This is a genomic window from Streptomyces sp. NPDC025793 (genome assembly GCF_055558375.1).
Map to the genome: position 1 here is coordinate 65,875 of NZ_JBVHMR010000031.1, position 16,462 is coordinate 82,336.

11 protein-coding genes and 2 pseudogenes are annotated in these 16,462 nt (G+C 71.3%); 3 read left to right on the plus strand and 10 right to left on the minus strand.

Features of this window, described 5'->3' with window-relative positions; genetic code table 11:
* Positions 1-29 precede the first annotated feature (29 nt).
* Positions 30-413, plus strand: coding sequence for a barstar family protein (locus ACZ4MF_RS37070; RefSeq protein ID WP_467497141.1), 384 nt, complete (start codon positions 30-32; stop codon positions 411-413).
* Between the two features lie 370 nt (positions 414-783).
* On the opposite strand, the gene ACZ4MF_RS37075 is transcribed toward ACZ4MF_RS37070, so the two are convergent.
* The 9 genes from ACZ4MF_RS37075 to ACZ4MF_RS37115 all read right to left on the minus strand — a co-directional run bounded on the left by ACZ4MF_RS37075 (position 784) and on the right by ACZ4MF_RS37115 (position 12,434).
* Positions 784-1,584 (minus strand): XRE family transcriptional regulator, encoded by an 801-nt coding sequence (locus ACZ4MF_RS37075; RefSeq protein WP_467497143.1) that lies wholly within the window; start codon positions 1,582-1,584, stop codon positions 784-786.
* Positions 1,581-2,339: a peptidoglycan-binding protein gene (locus ACZ4MF_RS37080; protein WP_467497144.1), complete on the minus strand. Its 759-nt coding sequence runs from the start codon at positions 2,337-2,339 to the stop codon at positions 1,581-1,583. The genes ACZ4MF_RS37075 and ACZ4MF_RS37080 overlap by 4 nt, the downstream gene beginning before the upstream one ends.
* Positions 2,340-2,464: 125 nt before the next feature.
* Positions 2,465-2,743 (minus strand): hypothetical protein, encoded by a 279-nt coding sequence (locus ACZ4MF_RS37085; protein ID WP_467497146.1) that lies wholly within the window; start codon positions 2,741-2,743, stop codon positions 2,465-2,467.
* A gap of 117 nt (positions 2,744-2,860) precedes the next feature.
* Positions 2,861-4,135 carry a SufS family cysteine desulfurase gene (locus tag ACZ4MF_RS37090; protein ID WP_467497148.1) on the minus strand — a complete coding sequence of 425 codons (1,275 nt, stop codon included), beginning with the start codon at positions 4,133-4,135 and terminating at the stop codon, positions 2,861-2,863.
* Positions 4,122-5,501, minus strand: coding sequence for a family 2B encapsulin nanocompartment shell protein (locus ACZ4MF_RS37095; protein ID WP_467497150.1), 1,380 nt, complete (start codon positions 5,499-5,501; stop codon positions 4,122-4,124). Before ACZ4MF_RS37095 ends, ACZ4MF_RS37090 begins: the two co-directional genes overlap by 14 nt.
* Before the next feature lie 362 nt (positions 5,502-5,863).
* Positions 5,864-6,583, minus strand: coding sequence for a methyltransferase domain-containing protein (locus ACZ4MF_RS37100; RefSeq protein WP_467497152.1), 720 nt, complete (start codon positions 6,581-6,583; stop codon positions 5,864-5,866).
* Positions 6,584-6,770: 187 nt separating this feature from the next.
* A complete protein-coding gene (locus ACZ4MF_RS37105; protein WP_467497154.1) occupies positions 6,771-9,233 on the minus strand; it encodes an ATP-binding SpoIIE family protein phosphatase in 2,463 nt (820 codons plus the stop codon).
* Positions 9,234-9,410: 177 nt separating this feature from the next.
* The gene (locus tag ACZ4MF_RS37110; RefSeq protein WP_467497156.1) at positions 9,411-11,837 is read right to left on the minus strand and encodes an MFS transporter; all 2,427 of its coding nucleotides are present in this window, start codon (positions 11,835-11,837) and stop codon (positions 9,411-9,413) included.
* Positions 11,838-11,990: 153 nt separating this feature from the next.
* Complete coding sequence (locus ACZ4MF_RS37115; protein WP_467497158.1) at positions 11,991-12,434, minus strand: SRPBCC family protein; 444 nt, start codon at positions 12,432-12,434, stop codon at positions 11,991-11,993.
* 149 nt (positions 12,435-12,583) lie between these two features.
* Here ACZ4MF_RS37115 and ACZ4MF_RS37120 point away from each other — a divergent pair.
* A pseudogene (locus tag ACZ4MF_RS37120) lies at positions 12,584-12,853 on the plus strand (Rv2578c family radical SAM protein); the annotation flags it as partial.
* Positions 12,854-13,957: 1,104 nt separating this feature from the next.
* Here ACZ4MF_RS37120 and ACZ4MF_RS37125 read toward each other — a convergent pair.
* A complete protein-coding gene (locus ACZ4MF_RS37125) occupies positions 13,958-15,487 on the minus strand; it encodes an APC family permease (protein ID WP_467497160.1) in 1,530 nt (509 codons plus the stop codon).
* A gap of 335 nt (positions 15,488-15,822) precedes the next feature.
* Between ACZ4MF_RS37125 and ACZ4MF_RS37130 the strand changes: the two are divergent.
* Positions 15,823-16,331: pseudogene (locus tag ACZ4MF_RS37130) on the plus strand (IS5 family transposase); the annotation flags it as partial.
* Positions 16,332-16,462: the final 131 nt, after the last annotated feature.

Consider the following 16,462-nt stretch of genomic DNA (forward strand, 5'->3'; position numbering starts at 1 on the left):
GCCGCCACGCCGGGCGTACTCTGCGGGCTGTGACGGTGAGATACGTGTGGGACGGCAGCAGGGTCAGGACGCTGAAGGACCTCTGGCGGGTCGTCGGCGAAAGCATGGGCTGCGGCGGCTGCTTCGGGCGGAACCTCGATGCCTTCGCCGACTGCCTCCGCGGCGGCTTCGGGACACCGGACGACGGTGACTTCGAGATCGAGTGGCGTGATCACGAAGTGTCCCGCCGGCACCTCGGACACCACGAGACGGCTCGTCAGCTCGAGATGTGGCTCGCCCGCTGCCACCCGACGCACAAGGACCGCATGGCCGCCAGGCTCGCGGAAGCCCGCGCGGGACGTGGCCCGACGGCCTTCGACTGGCTGGTCGAGATCGTCGAAGAAGAACGTCCCGGGGGTCTGAGGCTTCGGTAGGAGCACGGCGGACTCGTCACAGATCGGACGGCCGGCCTGCGTCGACGCGGCCGGCCGGACGGGCCGGACTGCTCACGGGCCGCCCGGCCGAGGCCGCCGGAGGCGAGCCGGCAGTCGAAGAACACACGGATGGGCCCCCGCCCCCCCGTCGGCGTGCCCGAATTCGTTCCGGACCCACCAGCGAGCCCCAGGGCCGTCACAGGCCCGGCCCTTCGATCCTCTGGGAATACCAGGGCGGTACGTACGACGACGGCGCCGAGAACTGCGGCACCGTCAGCGCCTGGGCCGGCGCAATCGCCCAGTGCCCGACGACCGCCGGCCGCCGGTCGCTCGTCTGCGCTGCGGCCGGAGAAGAGTCGGCGGGTGTCCCTCACGGGGCGGGCGCGGAGTAGCACAGCCGGGTACGTCCCGGCGGAGTCGTCAGGCAGGCCGTCAGCGGCGCGTGCCGGGCAGGGAGTGCGATCAGCGGCGTGTAGACGAAGGCGTCCACCAGGCTGGGATCGTCGACGGTGACGCTCTGCTCCGGCTCGCCGCGCGTGCTCAGGGTGAGGCGGTCGCCGAGCCGGGTGTTCCAGACCCTGGCCCACGCCGCCCGGCACAGCGGATTGGACCGGATCTCCAGCCCGGCCCCGCCCGGGGTGACCACGTCCAGCAGCGTCTGCGGCTCGACCCCGCACAGCGTCACACCCGGGTCCTGACCATTGCAGGCGGCACCGCTGCAGGAGACGTGGAAGCCCCCGCCACCGCTCGTGCCGGCGGTGGACACGGCAGCCACCGCCGCGCACGCCGCGAGCACCCCGCCGACCACCGTGACGAGCCAGGCCCGGCGGCGCCCGAGCGGGCGGACGGCCGGCGGAGGTACGGCCTCCGCGTCGGCGGGCGCATCGTCCCGACCTTCCGTTCGGGCCGGCCGGATCGAACCGCGGCGGCTCCACTCGGCTTCGGCCAGTTCCCACAGCGCGCGCATCCGCGGCTCCGGTTCGCCCGCGAGGCGGCACAGCCCGCGCACGGCAAGCCAGGGCGGCAGCGCCTTGCCGCTGAGGTAGCGCTGCCAGGACGATGTGCTGTACGCGGACTCCTCGGCCAGCGTGGCGAGGGTCAGCTTGGAGCGTTCCCGCAGCAGGCGCAGTTCGGCCGCCAGCCGCGCGCACTCGGGTGGCGTCGGGTTCATCCGCGCAACGCCGCCCAGGTGCGCGGGCCCACCTGCCCGTCGACGTCCAGGCCGAACTTCTTCTGCGCGCGGATCACCGCGGCCTCGGTCAGCGGCCCGAAGGAACCGTCGATGCCACCCGGCGTGATGCCCGCGCGCTGCAGCAGGCACTGCAACTCGGCGACATCGGAGCCGGTGGTGTCGACGACGAGCTGCTGTGTGCGGGTGGTGCTGTTCCCCGCGTACCACAGCCCGTCCCGGCGGCTGTACACGCAGGTGTAGACGACGCGTCGAGCCACGGCTGCCGAGGGACGGGCGCCGGCGCCCGGCGCCATCAGCAGCGCGGTGGCGCTCGCGCCGACGAGAGCCCCGGCGCCCGCGATGAGCACCGACCGCCAGATCGATGACCGGTGCGGCTGCGCGCCGCCGACCGTCCCGGCAGAGGCGGGCGGCCCGTTCCGGGTCTCCGCAAGCCGCGGGGACACGTCCACGGCGACGGCGCTCGGCTGCGTGCGCCATGCTTCTTCCGCCACCTCGTGCACAGCCAGCAGCCGGACGGCGTCCGCGCCCACCACCCGTGCCAGCGCTTCCACCGCTTCGCGTGGCGGCAGCGCCCGACCGCCGAAGTAGCGCTCCCAGGAGGAGGTGCTGTATCCCGTGTCCTTGGCGAGTTCGGGAATCGTCCTCCCACTGGCGTCCTTCAGCTGCCGCAACCGCGACACAAGCTTGGCAACCGCCGGATCGAGCCCCTCCGGCAACGCACGCCACCGCGCCATGAACCGCCCCCTCAGACGGACGCGGAGGCCGCCTCCACGCACCGTCAGGCGGTGATCCTAGCGGCCCGAACACCTGTGGGACGACGCGCGGCGGGCCGCGGCGGCAAGGGCGTCGGCCGGGGCGCCTAGTGGGCCGCCAGCAGTACCGCGAGGACGCCCACGGCCAGCACCAGGACGAGACCCGGTGTCACGCGCCTGGGATCCGCTCGCGTCACGTGGCCCAACGGCTCACGACGCCGGAAAGAGGGGATCCAGACGAAGCCCTGCGCGTCCCCGGTGTGATGGTGGTGGTTGCCGTGGTGACCCGAACCACCGCTGTGCTGGTGATGGCTCAGCCCTCCGCTGTGGTGGTGTCCGCTGAAGCCGCCCCCGCTGAATCCTCCGCCGCCGTGCATGGTGTTCACCCCGTTGTTCGTCGTGCGTTGATCGCAGTCGGTTCTTCACCGCCCCCTGCCCGGGTTTCGGCGGCCTACACCTGGCGAGCCCGCCCGGGCACGGAACCGTCCGGGCGGGCCCCGGCCTCAGGCGGTCCGCAGCTCCAGCAGCGACGCCACCAGCCGGTCCACCTCCTCCCGCGTGTTGTACAGCGCCAGCGACGCGCGGGCCGCCGCGTCGAGGCCGTAGTGCGCCAGGGCCGGCTGCGCGCAGTGGTGGCCGGCCCGTACGGCGATGCCGTCGCCGTCGAGCCGGTCGGCGATCTCGGCCGGGGTGCGGCCGGGCAGGGTGAAGGTCAGGACGCCGATCCGTTCGGCCGCGGAGCCGAGCAGTTCGAGGCCGGGGACCTGGGCCAGGGCCTGCTGCGCGTACGCCGTCAGCCCCGTCTCGTAGTCCGCCACCGCCTCCCGGCCGAAGGCCGTCAGCCAGTTCAGGGCGGCCAGCAGCCCGGCCACTCCCGAGATGTGGCCGGTGCCGGCCTCGAAGCGGTGCGGGACCGGGGCGTACGTCGTACGGTCGAAGCTGACCGACTCGATCATGTTGCCGCCCGACTGCCACGGCGCCATGGCCTGGAGGATCTCCGGCCTGGCGTACAGCGCGCCGATGCCCGTGGGGGCGTAGATCTTGTGGCCGGAGAAGGTGTAGAAGTCGGCGTCCAGGTCCGTCACGTCGACGGGGAAGTGCGCCACCGCCTGCGCCCCGTCCACCAGTACTCTCGCCTGGTAGCGGTGCGCCAGCGCCGTCATCTCCCGCACCGGTGGCACGGTGCCGAGGACGTTGGAGGCGTGGCTGACGACCACGAGCCGGGTGCGCGCGGAGAGCAGGTCGGCGTACGCGTCCTGGTCGACGGAGCCGTCCGGCCGCAGAGGTACGGGCACGACGCGCGCGCGGGTCTCCTTGGCGACCCGCTGCCACGGCACGATGTTCGCGTGGTGCTCCAGCACCGGTACGAGGATGTCGTCCCCGGGGCCGAGGTTGGCGCGCCCCCAGCTCTGGGCGACCAGGTTGATGGCCTCGGTCGTTCCCCGGGTGAAGACGATGCTCTCGGGCGAGGGTGCGCCCAGGAACCGCGCGACCGTGGCCCGGCCCGCCTCGTACATCTCGGTGGCCTCGCGCGCCATGGTGTGCGCGCCGCGGTGGATGTTGGAGTTGGCGGCGGCGTAGAACGCCGTGAGTGCCTCGATGACCTGCCGGGGCTTTTGCGTGGTGGCGCCGTTGTCGAGCCAGGCCAGCGGGTGGCCGTTGACCGTCCGGTGCAGGATCGGTACGTCCCGGCGGGCCGCTTCGGGCGCGAAGCCCGGGCAGGCACCGGACGGGCCGGCCGGCGTGGGGACTTCGGCGGCGACGTCAGGAGTAATCATGGTACGTGGACACCTCGACGTTCTGGAGCACGGCGAGCGCGTCCTCCACCAGGACGGCCGCGTTGAAGTACGCCGTCATCAGGTACGACGTGATGCCCTTCCGGTCCACGCCCATGTTCTTCATCGCGAGGCCCGGCTCGACCTCGTCGGCCACCTTCGACGGGCGCAGGCCCACCACGCCCTGTTCCGCCTCACCGAGGCGCATCAGCAGGATCTCGGTCGTGCCCACGCCCGCGCCGCCGGAGAAGCGCACCTTGTCCGAGGGCAGCAGCGGCACTCCGCGCCAGGTCAGCAGCGGGCTGCCGAAGCGGTTCTCGATCACCGGGGGCACGCCCCGGCGCGTACATTCACGGCCGAACGCGGCGATCGCCTTGGGGTGGGCGAGGAAGTACGCGGGCTGCTTCCACACCCGCGTCAGCAGTTCGTCGAGGTCGTCGGGGGTCGGGGCGCCGGTGCGCGTCTGGACGCGCTGTCCGGGGGCGACGTTGTGGAAGAGCCCGAACTCCGGGTGGTACAGCATCGAGGCCTCCTGCCGCTCGCGCAGGGCGTGCACGGTGAGGTTGGCCTGGGCCCGTGTCTGGTCGATCGGTCCGTTGTAGAGGTCGGCGACGCGGGTGTGGACGCGCAGCACGGTCTGGGCGAGCGTCATGTGGTACTCGCGGGGCGTGTCCTCGTAGTCGACGAACGTCCCCGGCAGATCGGGTTCGCCGTCGTGCCCCGCGGTGAGGTCGACGGGGACCTCGGCGCCGGCCATGGCGTGGGCGCCGGTGACATACGCGTCCAGCGCGGCGCGTAAGGCCGCGTCGCGCTCGGCGAGCCGGGCGAGTTCCGCGCGCTCCAGGCAGAGGGCGGTGCCCGCGGTCAGCGCCTGCACCCGGTAGGGCAGGGTCTCGGCGGCGGTCCATGCGGCGAGGTCGAAGAACTGGCCGTCGCCGATGACGTCGAGGAGCGCGTCCGCGCCGTACTGCCCGGTCGCGTGCTTCTCCGCGCGCCCGTGCGCGATCACCCACAGCCGGTCCGCGGGGGCGCCCTCCTGGGCCAGGATCTCTCCCGGTGCGAAGGACACCTGCGTGAACGCGCCGGCCAGTTCCTCCAGCAGTGCCTCGTCCGCCTCGCGCAGGTACGGCAGTTCGCGCAGGTCGCCCGCGATGACGCACGGGGTGTCACCGTCGGTCGTGTCGATGCGGTCGTCGCCGAGGACGTAGGTGCGGCGCCGGTTGACCCGGTAGACACCGGAGTCGACGTCCACCCAGGGCAGCGCGCGCAGCAGATAGCGCGGCGTGATGCCGCGCATCTGCGGTGTCGTCTTGGTCGTGTCGGCGAGTTGCCGTGCGGCGTCCGGGCCGAGGCTCAACCGCTCGCTCATGTGAACTCCTCGCAGGTAGGGCGTGGGAACGAGGAGCGATCGTCTTCCTGGCGACCTGTTTATCACAAGAGAGCATTTATCTGCCGATGGCAGGAATTGTCATCCGTACATAGATTCCGTGATCGTACGCACGCCCGAGTGGCCTTGGTCGCCGCAGGTCGCGGCGTGCGGGCGGGGCGATGAATTTCTACCGGCACACGGTCGACCGGATCACCAAATCGTCCGTAGAGGGCCGAATTTCACCTCATATGAATGCTTGGTGAAACCCAAAGAGGTATTTATCATTGCCGCCCGAGCAAAGCCGGGCGGCAACGGGAAGCAATGGGCGACAACGGGCGGCAACGGGCGGCAACGGGCGGGTTCTACCGCCCCGCGAGCACGAACCAGCGGGCCGGCAGGTCGATGCGGGTGCCGTCGGTGAGGTACTCGGTCTGCGGCAGGCTCGTCACGCCCTCGGCGAGGACCGTCAGGCCCGCCGCGTCGAGCAGGCGCGGGATCTCCTCGTCGTCGGCGTCGGCGGGCTTGAGCCCGTGCTGGAAGACGCGCCGGAGCTTGGGCCCCGGGCCGGACGGCTGGGCCGCGGCGCGCCGCAGGACGTCCCGGGAGCCGGAGGTCAGCTCGACGACGAACGCACGCCCCTCGGTGCCGATGATCCCGGCGACGGCGGCGGCGACCGCGGGCCGCGCCTCCGGTTCGCTCTGATGGATGACGGCCCGCATGTAGACGTGGGCGTCGCCGAGCCGCCCGTGCAGGGCGCGGACGGCGTCGGCGTCGGTCAGGTCGAGCTGCTGGAACTCGACCGTGTCGTCGTTCTTGGCGCGGCGGGCGTGCTCGACGGCGGCGTGCGAGAGGTCGACGCCGACGGCGCGGGCGAAGCGGGTGGCGAGGTAGCGCGTGGTGGTGCCGTTGCCGCAGCCCAGGTCGACGATGGTCCGCTCCGCGTCGGCGTGGGGCAGCAGCAGGGCACTGTGCGGTTCGGCGGAGAGGGCGGGATCGCAGTCCCAGATCGCCTCGCCCGCCTCGTCGGAGGTCTCTCTCCAGTAACTTTCCCAGGCGTTGCGGTAGTTGTCCGAGACGTTCATGCGATCTCCCCACGGTTCGGTTCCGTGATCGGGATATCGCGCAGGCCGGGAGCGAGGCAAGGGCCGGGTGGGCACCTTCACGGGATGTGCGAGCGCCCCGGGCATGCCGGGGCGCGCGATGTCAGGGCGCACGCCCCTCCCCCGTTCACCCTCCCCCGGTTCGCCGCTCTTCCGGTTCGCCCCTCGTTCACGTCCCTGCCGTGATCGCCTGCTCGAACCAGACCGTCTTGCGGTGCCCGCTCGCCGTGGCGCCCCATTCGCGGGCCAGCCGGCTGACCACACGCAGCCCGCGGCCCGCCTCGTCGTACGGGCCGGCGCCGAGCATGGCGGGCAGGGCGGGTTCGTCGTCGGTGACCTCGAAGAGGAGGGCGTCGGCGAGGATCACCCGCAGCCCGACCGGTTCGCGCCCCGCGTGCCGGACGGCGTTGGTGACGACCTCGCTGACCAGCAGCTCGGCCGTGTCCACCGCCTGTGGCAGCCCCCAGTCGAGCAGTTGGGCACGCACCAGGCGGCGGGCGCGGGCCACCGCGCGCGGATCGGGGTCGAGGCGCCACTCGGCGACATGGTCGCCGGGGATGCCGTTGAGGCGGGCCATGAGCAGGGCGACGTCGTCCTTGCGGCCGCCTCGGGTGTTGAGGGCGCGGATGATGGTGTCGCAGGCGTCGTCCATGGAGGCGGCCGGGTGCGCGGCGGACTCGCACAGCGCGGCGAGGCCCTCGCCGATGTCGCAGCCGCGGACCTCGACCAGGCCGTCGGTGCACAGCACCAGCCGGTCGCCGGGTCCGACCGCGATCCGGAGGGACTCGAACGCGACGCCGCCGACGCCGATGGGGGCGCCGGTGGGCAGGTCGAGCAGTTCGCTGCTGCCGTCCTCGGCGCGCACCAGGACGGGCGGGATGTGTCCGGCGTTGGCGAGGTGCAGTTCGCCGCGGATCGGGTCGTAGACGGCGTAGAGGCAGGTGGCGAGGTAGTTGTCGCCGAGCCGGCGGGCGAGGTCGTCGAGGTTGCGCAGGAGCTGGGCGGGCGGGGTCTCCATCGTGGCCATGGTCTGTACGGCGGTGCGCAACTGGCCCATCATGGCGGCCGAGTTGAGGCCGTGGCCCATGACGTCGCCGACGACGAGGGCGGTGCGCGAGCCGGGCAGTTTGATGGTGTCGAACCAGTCGCCGCCGATCCGGCCGAGCCGGGTGCCGGGCAGATAGCGGGTGGCCACGTCGCACCCGGCCATCCGCGGGTTCACCTGCGGCAGCATGCTGTCCTGGAGGGTGTCGGCGACGTTCTCCTGGTACGTGTACATGCGCGCGTTGTCGAGCACGAGGCCCGCGCGGGCGGCGAGTTCGGCGCCGGTGGTGCGGTCCATGTCGTCGAAGGCCGGCCGGTCGGGGCGGCGCATCAGCACCATGAAGCCGAGGACGACGTTGCGGGCCTTGAGCGGCACGATCAGCAGCGAACGCCCGCCGATGAGCGGCCGCAGGTCGCGCTTCTCGAACTCGCCCGAGATCCGCTCGGACAGCTCCTCGGTGACCCGCGGGATCAGCACCGGCTCGCCGGTGACCATGCACTTGTAGAACGGGGTGTGTTCGGGGAAGGCGAAGGCCTCGCCGACGGGCACGGTGTCGTCCCAGCGGCCGGGTTCGTCGTTGTGCTCGACCCAGACGCGGAACATCACGGTGGTGGCGTCCGGCGGGCCGTCCGGGAAGCCCTCGCCCGCGAGGACGGCGGCGCGCAGATGGGTGCCGGCGAAGTCCGCGAAGCGGGGCACGGCGGCGCTGGTGACCTCGCGGATGGTCTCGCCGAGGTCGAGGGAGGAGCCGATGCCGGAGCTGACCTCGTTGAGGAACTCCAGCCGCTCGCGCACCGCGGCGTACTCCAGGTCCGTCTCGGCGCCGGCCGGGACGAGGGGCGGTGCGGAGCGCTGCTGGGGTACGACGGCCTCGGTGTGCCGGCGGCCCGGGCGGCGGGGCACGCCCCAGTACGGGGTGACGGGCACCCGGTCGTACTGGCTGAACTCCAGGACGGGATAGCCCAGTTCGAGGACCTGGGCGACGATGCGGGAGCTGAGTCCCGGGCCCATGTTGGGCAGGATCTCGGGCAGCCGCCGGGCCAGCTCGTCGGAGGCGGGCAGTTCGGTGTGGCGGGCGAAGCCGGGCGCGATGCGCTCGGCGGTCTCGTCGTCGTAGCCGCGTTCGTCGCGCAGCCGGGTGGCGTCGGCGGCGAGCACGAGCAGCCGGGACGGGCCGGGGCCGACCAGCGGGTAGGCCCACCACAGCACGTCGAGCCGCTCGCCGGGTGCCCGGTCGTGCGCGCTCTGGCGGGCGCGGCCGGCCGTGGCGTAGCCGGTGTGCCCGTCGAGCGAGGCCTCCAGGTCGGGTCCGGGTGCGTCGTACGGCGGGTACGCGTCCCGCGTGTCCTCGCCGTGCGTGTCCTCGGCCAGGGCGCCGGAGACCGGCAGCAGGTCGGCGGCGGGCCGACCGACGGCGTCCTCGCGGCCTACACCGAACAGCCGCCCGGCGCCGCTGCTCCAGTGGGACACGAGGCCGGCGCGGTCGACGACGACCACGCCCAGCGGAATGCGGCCCGCGGCGGCGTCCCCCTCGCCGCGGCCGGGAGGTGTGTCCCGCGTGCTGCCACGGTCGTCGCCGAAATCCATGGCCCAGGCCCTTTCTCCCCACGGCTGTTCGCAAACGATCTGTGAAGCCTGCCACTACCGTACGGCGGGGTACGGTCGCGATGTGTGGCAATCCTGGAATTGGATTCACCGGATCGCACCGGCGCGCGGCCCGGTGCCGCGCGGGCGCCCCCGGTCGGCTCCCGCTGCGGCCGCCGGTCAGTCCTCGTGCCCCAGTTGCAGGTCACGCTCGGTGCGGCCGCCGCCCGCGACCTGGAGGACGGTGGCGACCGGCGGGTAGCCCGCGGCGATGACGGTGTACTCGCCGGAGGAGAGGTCGACGAAGCGGAAGGTGCCGTCCGCTCCCGTGGTGAGGGTGTCGACGACGTTGCCCGCGGCGTCGAGGAGCGTGACGCGCGCGTCCTCCACGGGCCGTCCGCCGCTCGCCCGGACGGTGCCCCGCAGCACGGCGCCGCCCGCGAGTTCGACGTCCTGCCGGGTCTCCCGGGAGGCCTGCACGCTGATCGGGAGGGCGGCGGGGCGGTAGGCGGGGGCGCTGGCGGCCAGCGTGTACTCGCCGGCGACGAGTTCGGTGATGACGTAGCCGCCCTCGCGGCCGCTGCGGGTGGTGGCGACGACCTCGCCGTGCACGTTGGTGAGGGTGACGGTGGCGTCGCGCACGGGGCTGCCGTCGGCGGTGAGGACACTGCCCGCGAGGCGTCCGGCGCCGCCGAGGACGACGTCGAGTTCGACGGGGCGTTCGCCGACGGTGACGGAGACGGCCTGCGGCTGGTGGCCGCCCGCGGCGGCGATGAGGACGTACGAGCCGGAGCCGGGTGTGCTGAGCGCGTACCGTCCGTCGTCGCCGCTCGCGCCGCGGCCGATCTGCTGTCCGGCGACGTCGATGAGGGTGAGGGCCGCGCGGGGCACCACGGTGCCGTCGGGGTGCTGCACCGTGCCGCAGACCGGGACGCCGGCGGCGTAGGCCGAGCGGGCCTGCGGGATCGGGGGGTTCGCGGGGACGGTCACGGTCACGTGCACGGCATCGGGTTCGTGGTCGGGTTCGGCGGTGGGGTGGGACACCAGGGGTTTCTCCTTGAGGAAGAAGGCGACGAGCAGGCCGGCGACGAGCACCGGGACGAGGTAGAGGAAGATCCGGGGCATCGCGTCGGCGTAGGCGCGGATGTAGGCGTCGCGCAGGGCCGGCGGGAGCGCGTGCACGAGCTGCGGGGTGAGGGAGTCGGCGTCGGGCAGCCGGGCGCCCGCGCGCGGGGGCAGCTCCCGGCGCAGCGCGGCGGTGAGGCGGTCGGCGAAGAGGGTGCCGAAGATCGCGGCGCCGACGATGCCGCCGATCTGCCGGAAGTAGTTGTTGGCGCTGGTGGCGGTGCCGAGGTCGGCGGGCCGTACGGAGTTCTGCACGGCGAGGACGAGGACGGGCATCACCAGGCCGATGCCGGCGCCGAGGACGGCCATCCAGATGCTGTAGTGCAGCCGGGGCGTGTCGACTTCGAGGCGCGAGAGGAGCCACATGCCGACGGCGGAGACGGCGCTGCCGAGCACGGGGAAGACCGTGTAGCGGCCGGTGCGGCTGATGAGCTGGCCGCCGATGATCGAGGCGCCGACGATGCCGGCCATCATCGGCAGCATGAGCAGGCCGGACTCGGTGGCGCTGGCGCCGTCGACCATCTGGAGGAAGGTGGGCAGATAGCTGGCGGCGCCGAACAGGGCGACGCCGATGACGAGGCCCACCAGGCCGCTGACGTTGAAGACGGAGTCGCGGAACAGCCGGAGCGGGATGAGGGGTTCGGCGGCGAAGCGCTCGGCGACGAGGAAGAGCACGGACGCGGCGAGGGCGCCCGCTCCGAGGCCGGTGATCTGCCGCGAGCCCCAGGCGTACTCGGTGCCGCCCCAACTGGTCAGCAGCACCAGGCAGGTGGAGGCGGCGGCGAGGAGCAGGGCGCCGAGGACGTCGAGGCGGCCTCGGGCGGCGGGTTTCGGGAGTTTGAGGACGACGGTGACGACCGCGAGGGTGACCAGGCCGAAGGGGACGTTGACGTAGAAGCACCAGCGCCAGGAGAGGTGGTCGGTGAAGTAGCCGCCGAGCAGCGGGCCCGCGACGGAGGCGAGCCCGAAGGCGGCGCCGATCAGGCCCATGTAGCGGCCGCGTTCGCGGGGCGGCACGATGTCGGCGATGATCGCCTGCACGCCGATCATGAGCCCGCCCGCGCCGACGCCCTGGAGCGCGCGGAAGGCGATCAGCTGGTCCATGGACTGGGCCCGGCCGGCGAGGGCGGAGCCGAGCACGAAGACCGCGATGGCGAACTGGAAGACGCCCTTGCGGCCGACCAGGTCGCCGAGCTTGCCGTACAGGGGCAGGCCGACGGTGGAGGTGAGCAGGTAGGCGGTGATCGCCCAGCTCATCCGGTCCAGGCCGTGCAGTTCACCGACGATCTTCGGCAGCGCGGTGGCGACGATCATCTGGTCGAGCGCCGCGAGGAGCAGGGCGAGCATCAACCCGAGGAACACCAACCGCACGCGGCGTGCGCCCAGTCGGGGCGCGGGTGCGGGGGCCTGCGGTGCGGCGGCGGTCTCCTGTCCGGCCGGTGCCACGGTTCGCTCCTGCTCCGCCAGAGTCGTTCCGCCCACGTGCCGCTCCTCTCGTCACACCTGCTCACATTTCCCGCGTAAGGCGTCAACTGTGAACAACTGTGGTGAGTTACGGAATCGTTCCGGGCAGGGCGGAGATGCACTCGAACCGGTGAAGGGGTCCAACACCCCTTCACCGGCGGAGCGTTGGAACTACTTCTCGACCTCGGCGGCGAGGTTGGCGAGCAGGGCGTCGTAGATCCGGCCGAGGCCCTTGGGGGCGAAGGTCTTCTCGAAGAAGCCGCCGATGCCGCCGGCGCCCTGCCAGGTGGTGGTGACCACGGCCCGGGACCTGCCCTCGCCGGCGGGGGTGACGCGCCAGGTGGTGACCATGGAGGAGTTGCGGTCCTTCTCGACCAGCTCGCCGTCGGTGGGCTCGCTGACCTCCAGCAGGCAGTCGCGCACCCGCTTGCTGGTGGCCTGGAGCTTCCAGTGGACGAGGGTGCCCTCGCCGTCGCCGCCCTCGCGGACCTCGTACTCGCTGAACTGCTCCGGCAGCAGCTTGCGCCGCGTGCCGCTGTAGTCGGCGAGGGCGTCGAACACCTTCTCCGCGTCCGCCGCGACGACCCGCTCCGTAGTGGCCTCGACCTGCGCCATTGCGTTCCTCCAGGACCTGCGTTTCTCGGGGTTGGGGCAAGCCAACCACCCCGGTGCCCGGCCCCCCAAATCGGGGGGCGTCAACACGGGCCGCACGATCATGGGAACAGATGTTCTATTGTGTGCGGCAGTGCTACCGAGGAGGCGTCATGCGCTGGGAGAACCTCACCGTCCGGCCCGCCGCGACCGTGGAGCCGGCGGGAGCGGAGGAGCCGGCCGCGCACGGCCGGGCCGCCGAGCCCGCACTGTTCGGCGCGGACGCCGTGGTCAGCCGCACCTTCGACACGCCCGAGTTCCGCGGGATCACCTTCCACGAGGTCCGGGCGCGCTCGGTGCCGAACCGGGTGCCGGGCGCCTCGCGCATGCCGTTCGAGTGGACCGTCAATCCGTACCGCGGCCGCAGCCACGCGTGCGTGTACTTCACTGCATGACCCTATGGAGCCCGGGAGGGCCGATGCTCAGCACTCCGAACGCGGACAAGGCCTGGAAAGGCATGACGAGGTCATTCCCGACCCCGGAGGCGCCAGGCCGGTGTGCCGCCCCGAGCAAGGCGGAGAGGACGGCTTACGCCGTGCTGCTGCACGGACCGGCTGCGCGCCCAGGCGGCGCCGACGCGAGTCAGTGGCTGCTGCTGCGCGACCGCACGGGTCCTCGCCGCAACGACCGCGGAGACCGTGCTGTCGTAGGCGACGTTGAGGCCGTTGCCGCTCGTGCCGAGCATGTTCTCCCAGTCGATTCCCCTTGGTAGCTGGAGGCGCGGTGCCCTCGCGGGCCCGTTGCCTCCGTCCCCTTTCGATCCGTGCGTGCGGTTTTCCCGCACACGGCTTACCGGTGATCTTCTTGACAGACATCCCATGAGCCGGCGTGTCAAGTGGGGAGTGAACGGGTTCGGTGGGACCGGGCGGTCGCCTCGCCCGGGCACCGGGGCGCCGTCCCGGGGCCCGGCCCTTGCGCCTCAATGGGATACCGCCCTGATGGGAGTCAGGAATCCAGACGCTCTTCCGATCCGGGGTTCGACGTAATTCCGGGCGTCTGGAGCAACGGCAGCCGCTTGACCTGCGGATCAGCCAAGTCGGTCCGAATTGCCCGTGTCTCTAGGCATAGAGAAACGGGTAGGTCAGCGCGGTGTCCGCATCGGCTGTGGCAGCCGCACCGATCAGCGGTCCGAACCCACTGACGAATCGGGGTCAGTCGTAGTTTCGCATGGAACGACATAGTGAAGCTGCAGGTCAGGGTCGTTACGGTGTCCGCTGCGGCTCCTTTTTGTGTCGTTCCCCGGAAGGCCGTGCTGGATGTCGCGGGATGTGCTGACGTCTTGTCACTTTCGTTCGCGCAGGACAGGGCCTTGGTGACGGCGTCGCCTCAAGAACCGGAAGACCATGCCGTCGGCCGGTCCCGCGACGGACTGACCACGAAGGTCCGCCCCACGGCCGGCGGACGTCGTCGGCCTTCCGGTCCTCCGTCCTGACCGCGGGACACGCGGACGGCCTTGTACCGACCCTGGCCTGCGAGATCCCGGAGTGCTACTCCCCGGTGGCAGGTGCGGTGCGGGTCGGTCTGCCCAGCACCCAGAAGAGCACGCCGAGGAGCATGAAGGCGACCAGCGGGACGGCCTCCGTGAGCAGGTACCTCCAGCGCTCGCCGTAACTCCAGCCGGCCGGCGCGTAGCCGGAGCCGAACCAGTGGTCGCCGAGTCCCGGGGCGACCAGCTGCACGCTGGCGAACAGGATGAGCAGGGTGAGCACCGTGCTGATGGTGCGAGGGATGGGCGCCCTGTAGGGGCGGGGGAAGTCCGGAGCCTTGCGGCGCAGTACCGCGAGCGCCGGGAAGATGCCCAGGTAGCTGACGAGGGTGGTGGAGGCGGCGAGGCCGAGGACGGCGCCGAAGAGCTTGCCGGCGCTGCCGCCCGTCAGTTGGTGGGCCAGGATGAGGACGGTCGTGGAGACCGCACCGCTGAGGATGTTGACCCGTACGGGGGTGCCGAACCGGCTGGAGATGACGCCGAGGAAGCGGGGTGCCGCGCCGTCGTAGCCGGAGACGGCGAGGGCACGGTCGGATCCCATGATCCATGTGACTCCGGAGGACAGCACCGTGAGGATGAACATGATCGCGGCGAGGTCTCCGAGCAGGCGGCCGGCGCCGCTGAGCGTGGCTGTGCCGTCGGCGGCGACATGGCCGCCGTACACAGTGAAGACCTGCCGGATGGCGTCGACGAAACCGCCGAGACCGGTGATGGCCTTGACCGGCAGGACGAGCAGGATGCCGAGGATCGGCAGCGCGTACAGCAGTACGGCGAGGCCGGCGCTGCGGAAGATGGCGAACGGCACGTCCCTCTGGGCGTCGGTCATTTCGTCGCCGGCGGTGTTGGGCAGCTCGAAACCGACGTAGTTGAACATCAGCACAGGTACCAGTCCGACGAATCCCGCGTAGGTCGGGGAGAAGTCGCCGACACCGAATCCATGCAGGCCGTGTTGGATGCCGTACACGACGACGGTGACGGTGAACAGTCCGAGGAGGATGAAACGGCTCCAGGCGCCGATGGTGGGAATCCACTTGCCGACGTCGAAGGAAAGGATCGCGGCGAGCACGCCCACCCAGACGAACACGAGAGTGAAGGCGTAGAAGGCCGAGGTGCTCAGGTTCTTCCCGTCGTTGAAGAAGGTGGTGTAGGCAGTGACGGCGGACACGGAGAGCGTGCCGCCCAGCCACACCGGATTGGTGATCCAGTACAGGAAGTTGTTGACGGCACCGGCGAGCCGCCCGAAGGCCCGGCTGGTCCAGATGTAGGGACCGCCCTCGTCGGGGAACGCGGCTCCCAGTTCGGCGGTGAGCAGTGCGGACGGCACGAAGAACACCGCGGCCAGCACGATGAGCCAGGTGAACGCTTCAGCACCCTTCGAGGCGACGGTGCCGATGGTGTCCACGCCGACGATGGTGCACAGGAGGAAGAACAGGATGTCGAAGCGGCCGAAGTGCTTGCGCAGCTTCTGCCGCTCCGCGAGAGCTGCTGCCGGCGTGTCGGCAGGCTCGGAGGTTATCTGACCAGCGGCCACCGGGAGCTCCTGCGTGCGTGTGGAAGGGGCGGGTTGCGGCCAATGATCAGCCGTACCTCAAAAGCACACAAGTGTTCATGTCTAACTCTTGACCATCACCTATCCACCCGAAAAGTGACGGAAACCGCACCGAAACACGGGAATGGAGGCAGGGACCTCTTCGCCGAGCGGAGGCAGATCCGCGGCGCGCCGGTTGACGACCAGCGCTGCGCTTACGAGCAGGAGAACGATTGTCCCGTCAAGGCCATGGGTATCCGAACGGTCGCGGTGGCGAAATGGGAGGACACTGCCGACTAACACCGTGTCCTATGTGGTGATCGCTCGTTGGGCTGTCTATGGGGCGGGGTACGTGGAGTTGGATTGTTCCGGACGGACTGTGGGAGATCGCCGAGCCGCTCATCCCGCCGTCGAAGGTGCGACCACAGGGCGGCGGGACGAAGGACACGCCTGATGAGACGCTGTTCGCGGCGATCATCTACGTGCTGGTCAGCGGTTGTGCCTGGCGGGCTCTGCCGCCGTGTTTCGGGACATCCAAGTCGACCGCGCACCGCCGGTTCCTGATCTGGTCGCGGGCCGGGGTGTGGGGCCGGCTGCATGAGGCGGTGCTGCACCGACTCGATGACGCCGGCCTCATCGACGTCTCGCGCGTGGTCCTCGACTCCGCTCACGTGCGGGCTAAAAAAGGGGCGAACTCACAGGCCCGAGCCCCGTGGACCGGAGCAAGCCGGGTTCCAAGATGCACGTCCTGTCGGACGCGAACGGACTGCCCCTGGTCGTCGGCGTCTCGGCAGGCAACACTCACGACAGCGAAGCCCTGAAGCCCATGGTCGAGGGTCACCAAACGATTCCCAATGCGGTTGTCAAGCCTGGTTGGTGACATCCTGTGAGCGTTTCAGCCCTGAGTGACAGCGGGCGGGGGCGCGACGATTTCGAAGGTACGGCCATCGCGTATGAGTGCCCATATGACGTTCAGGC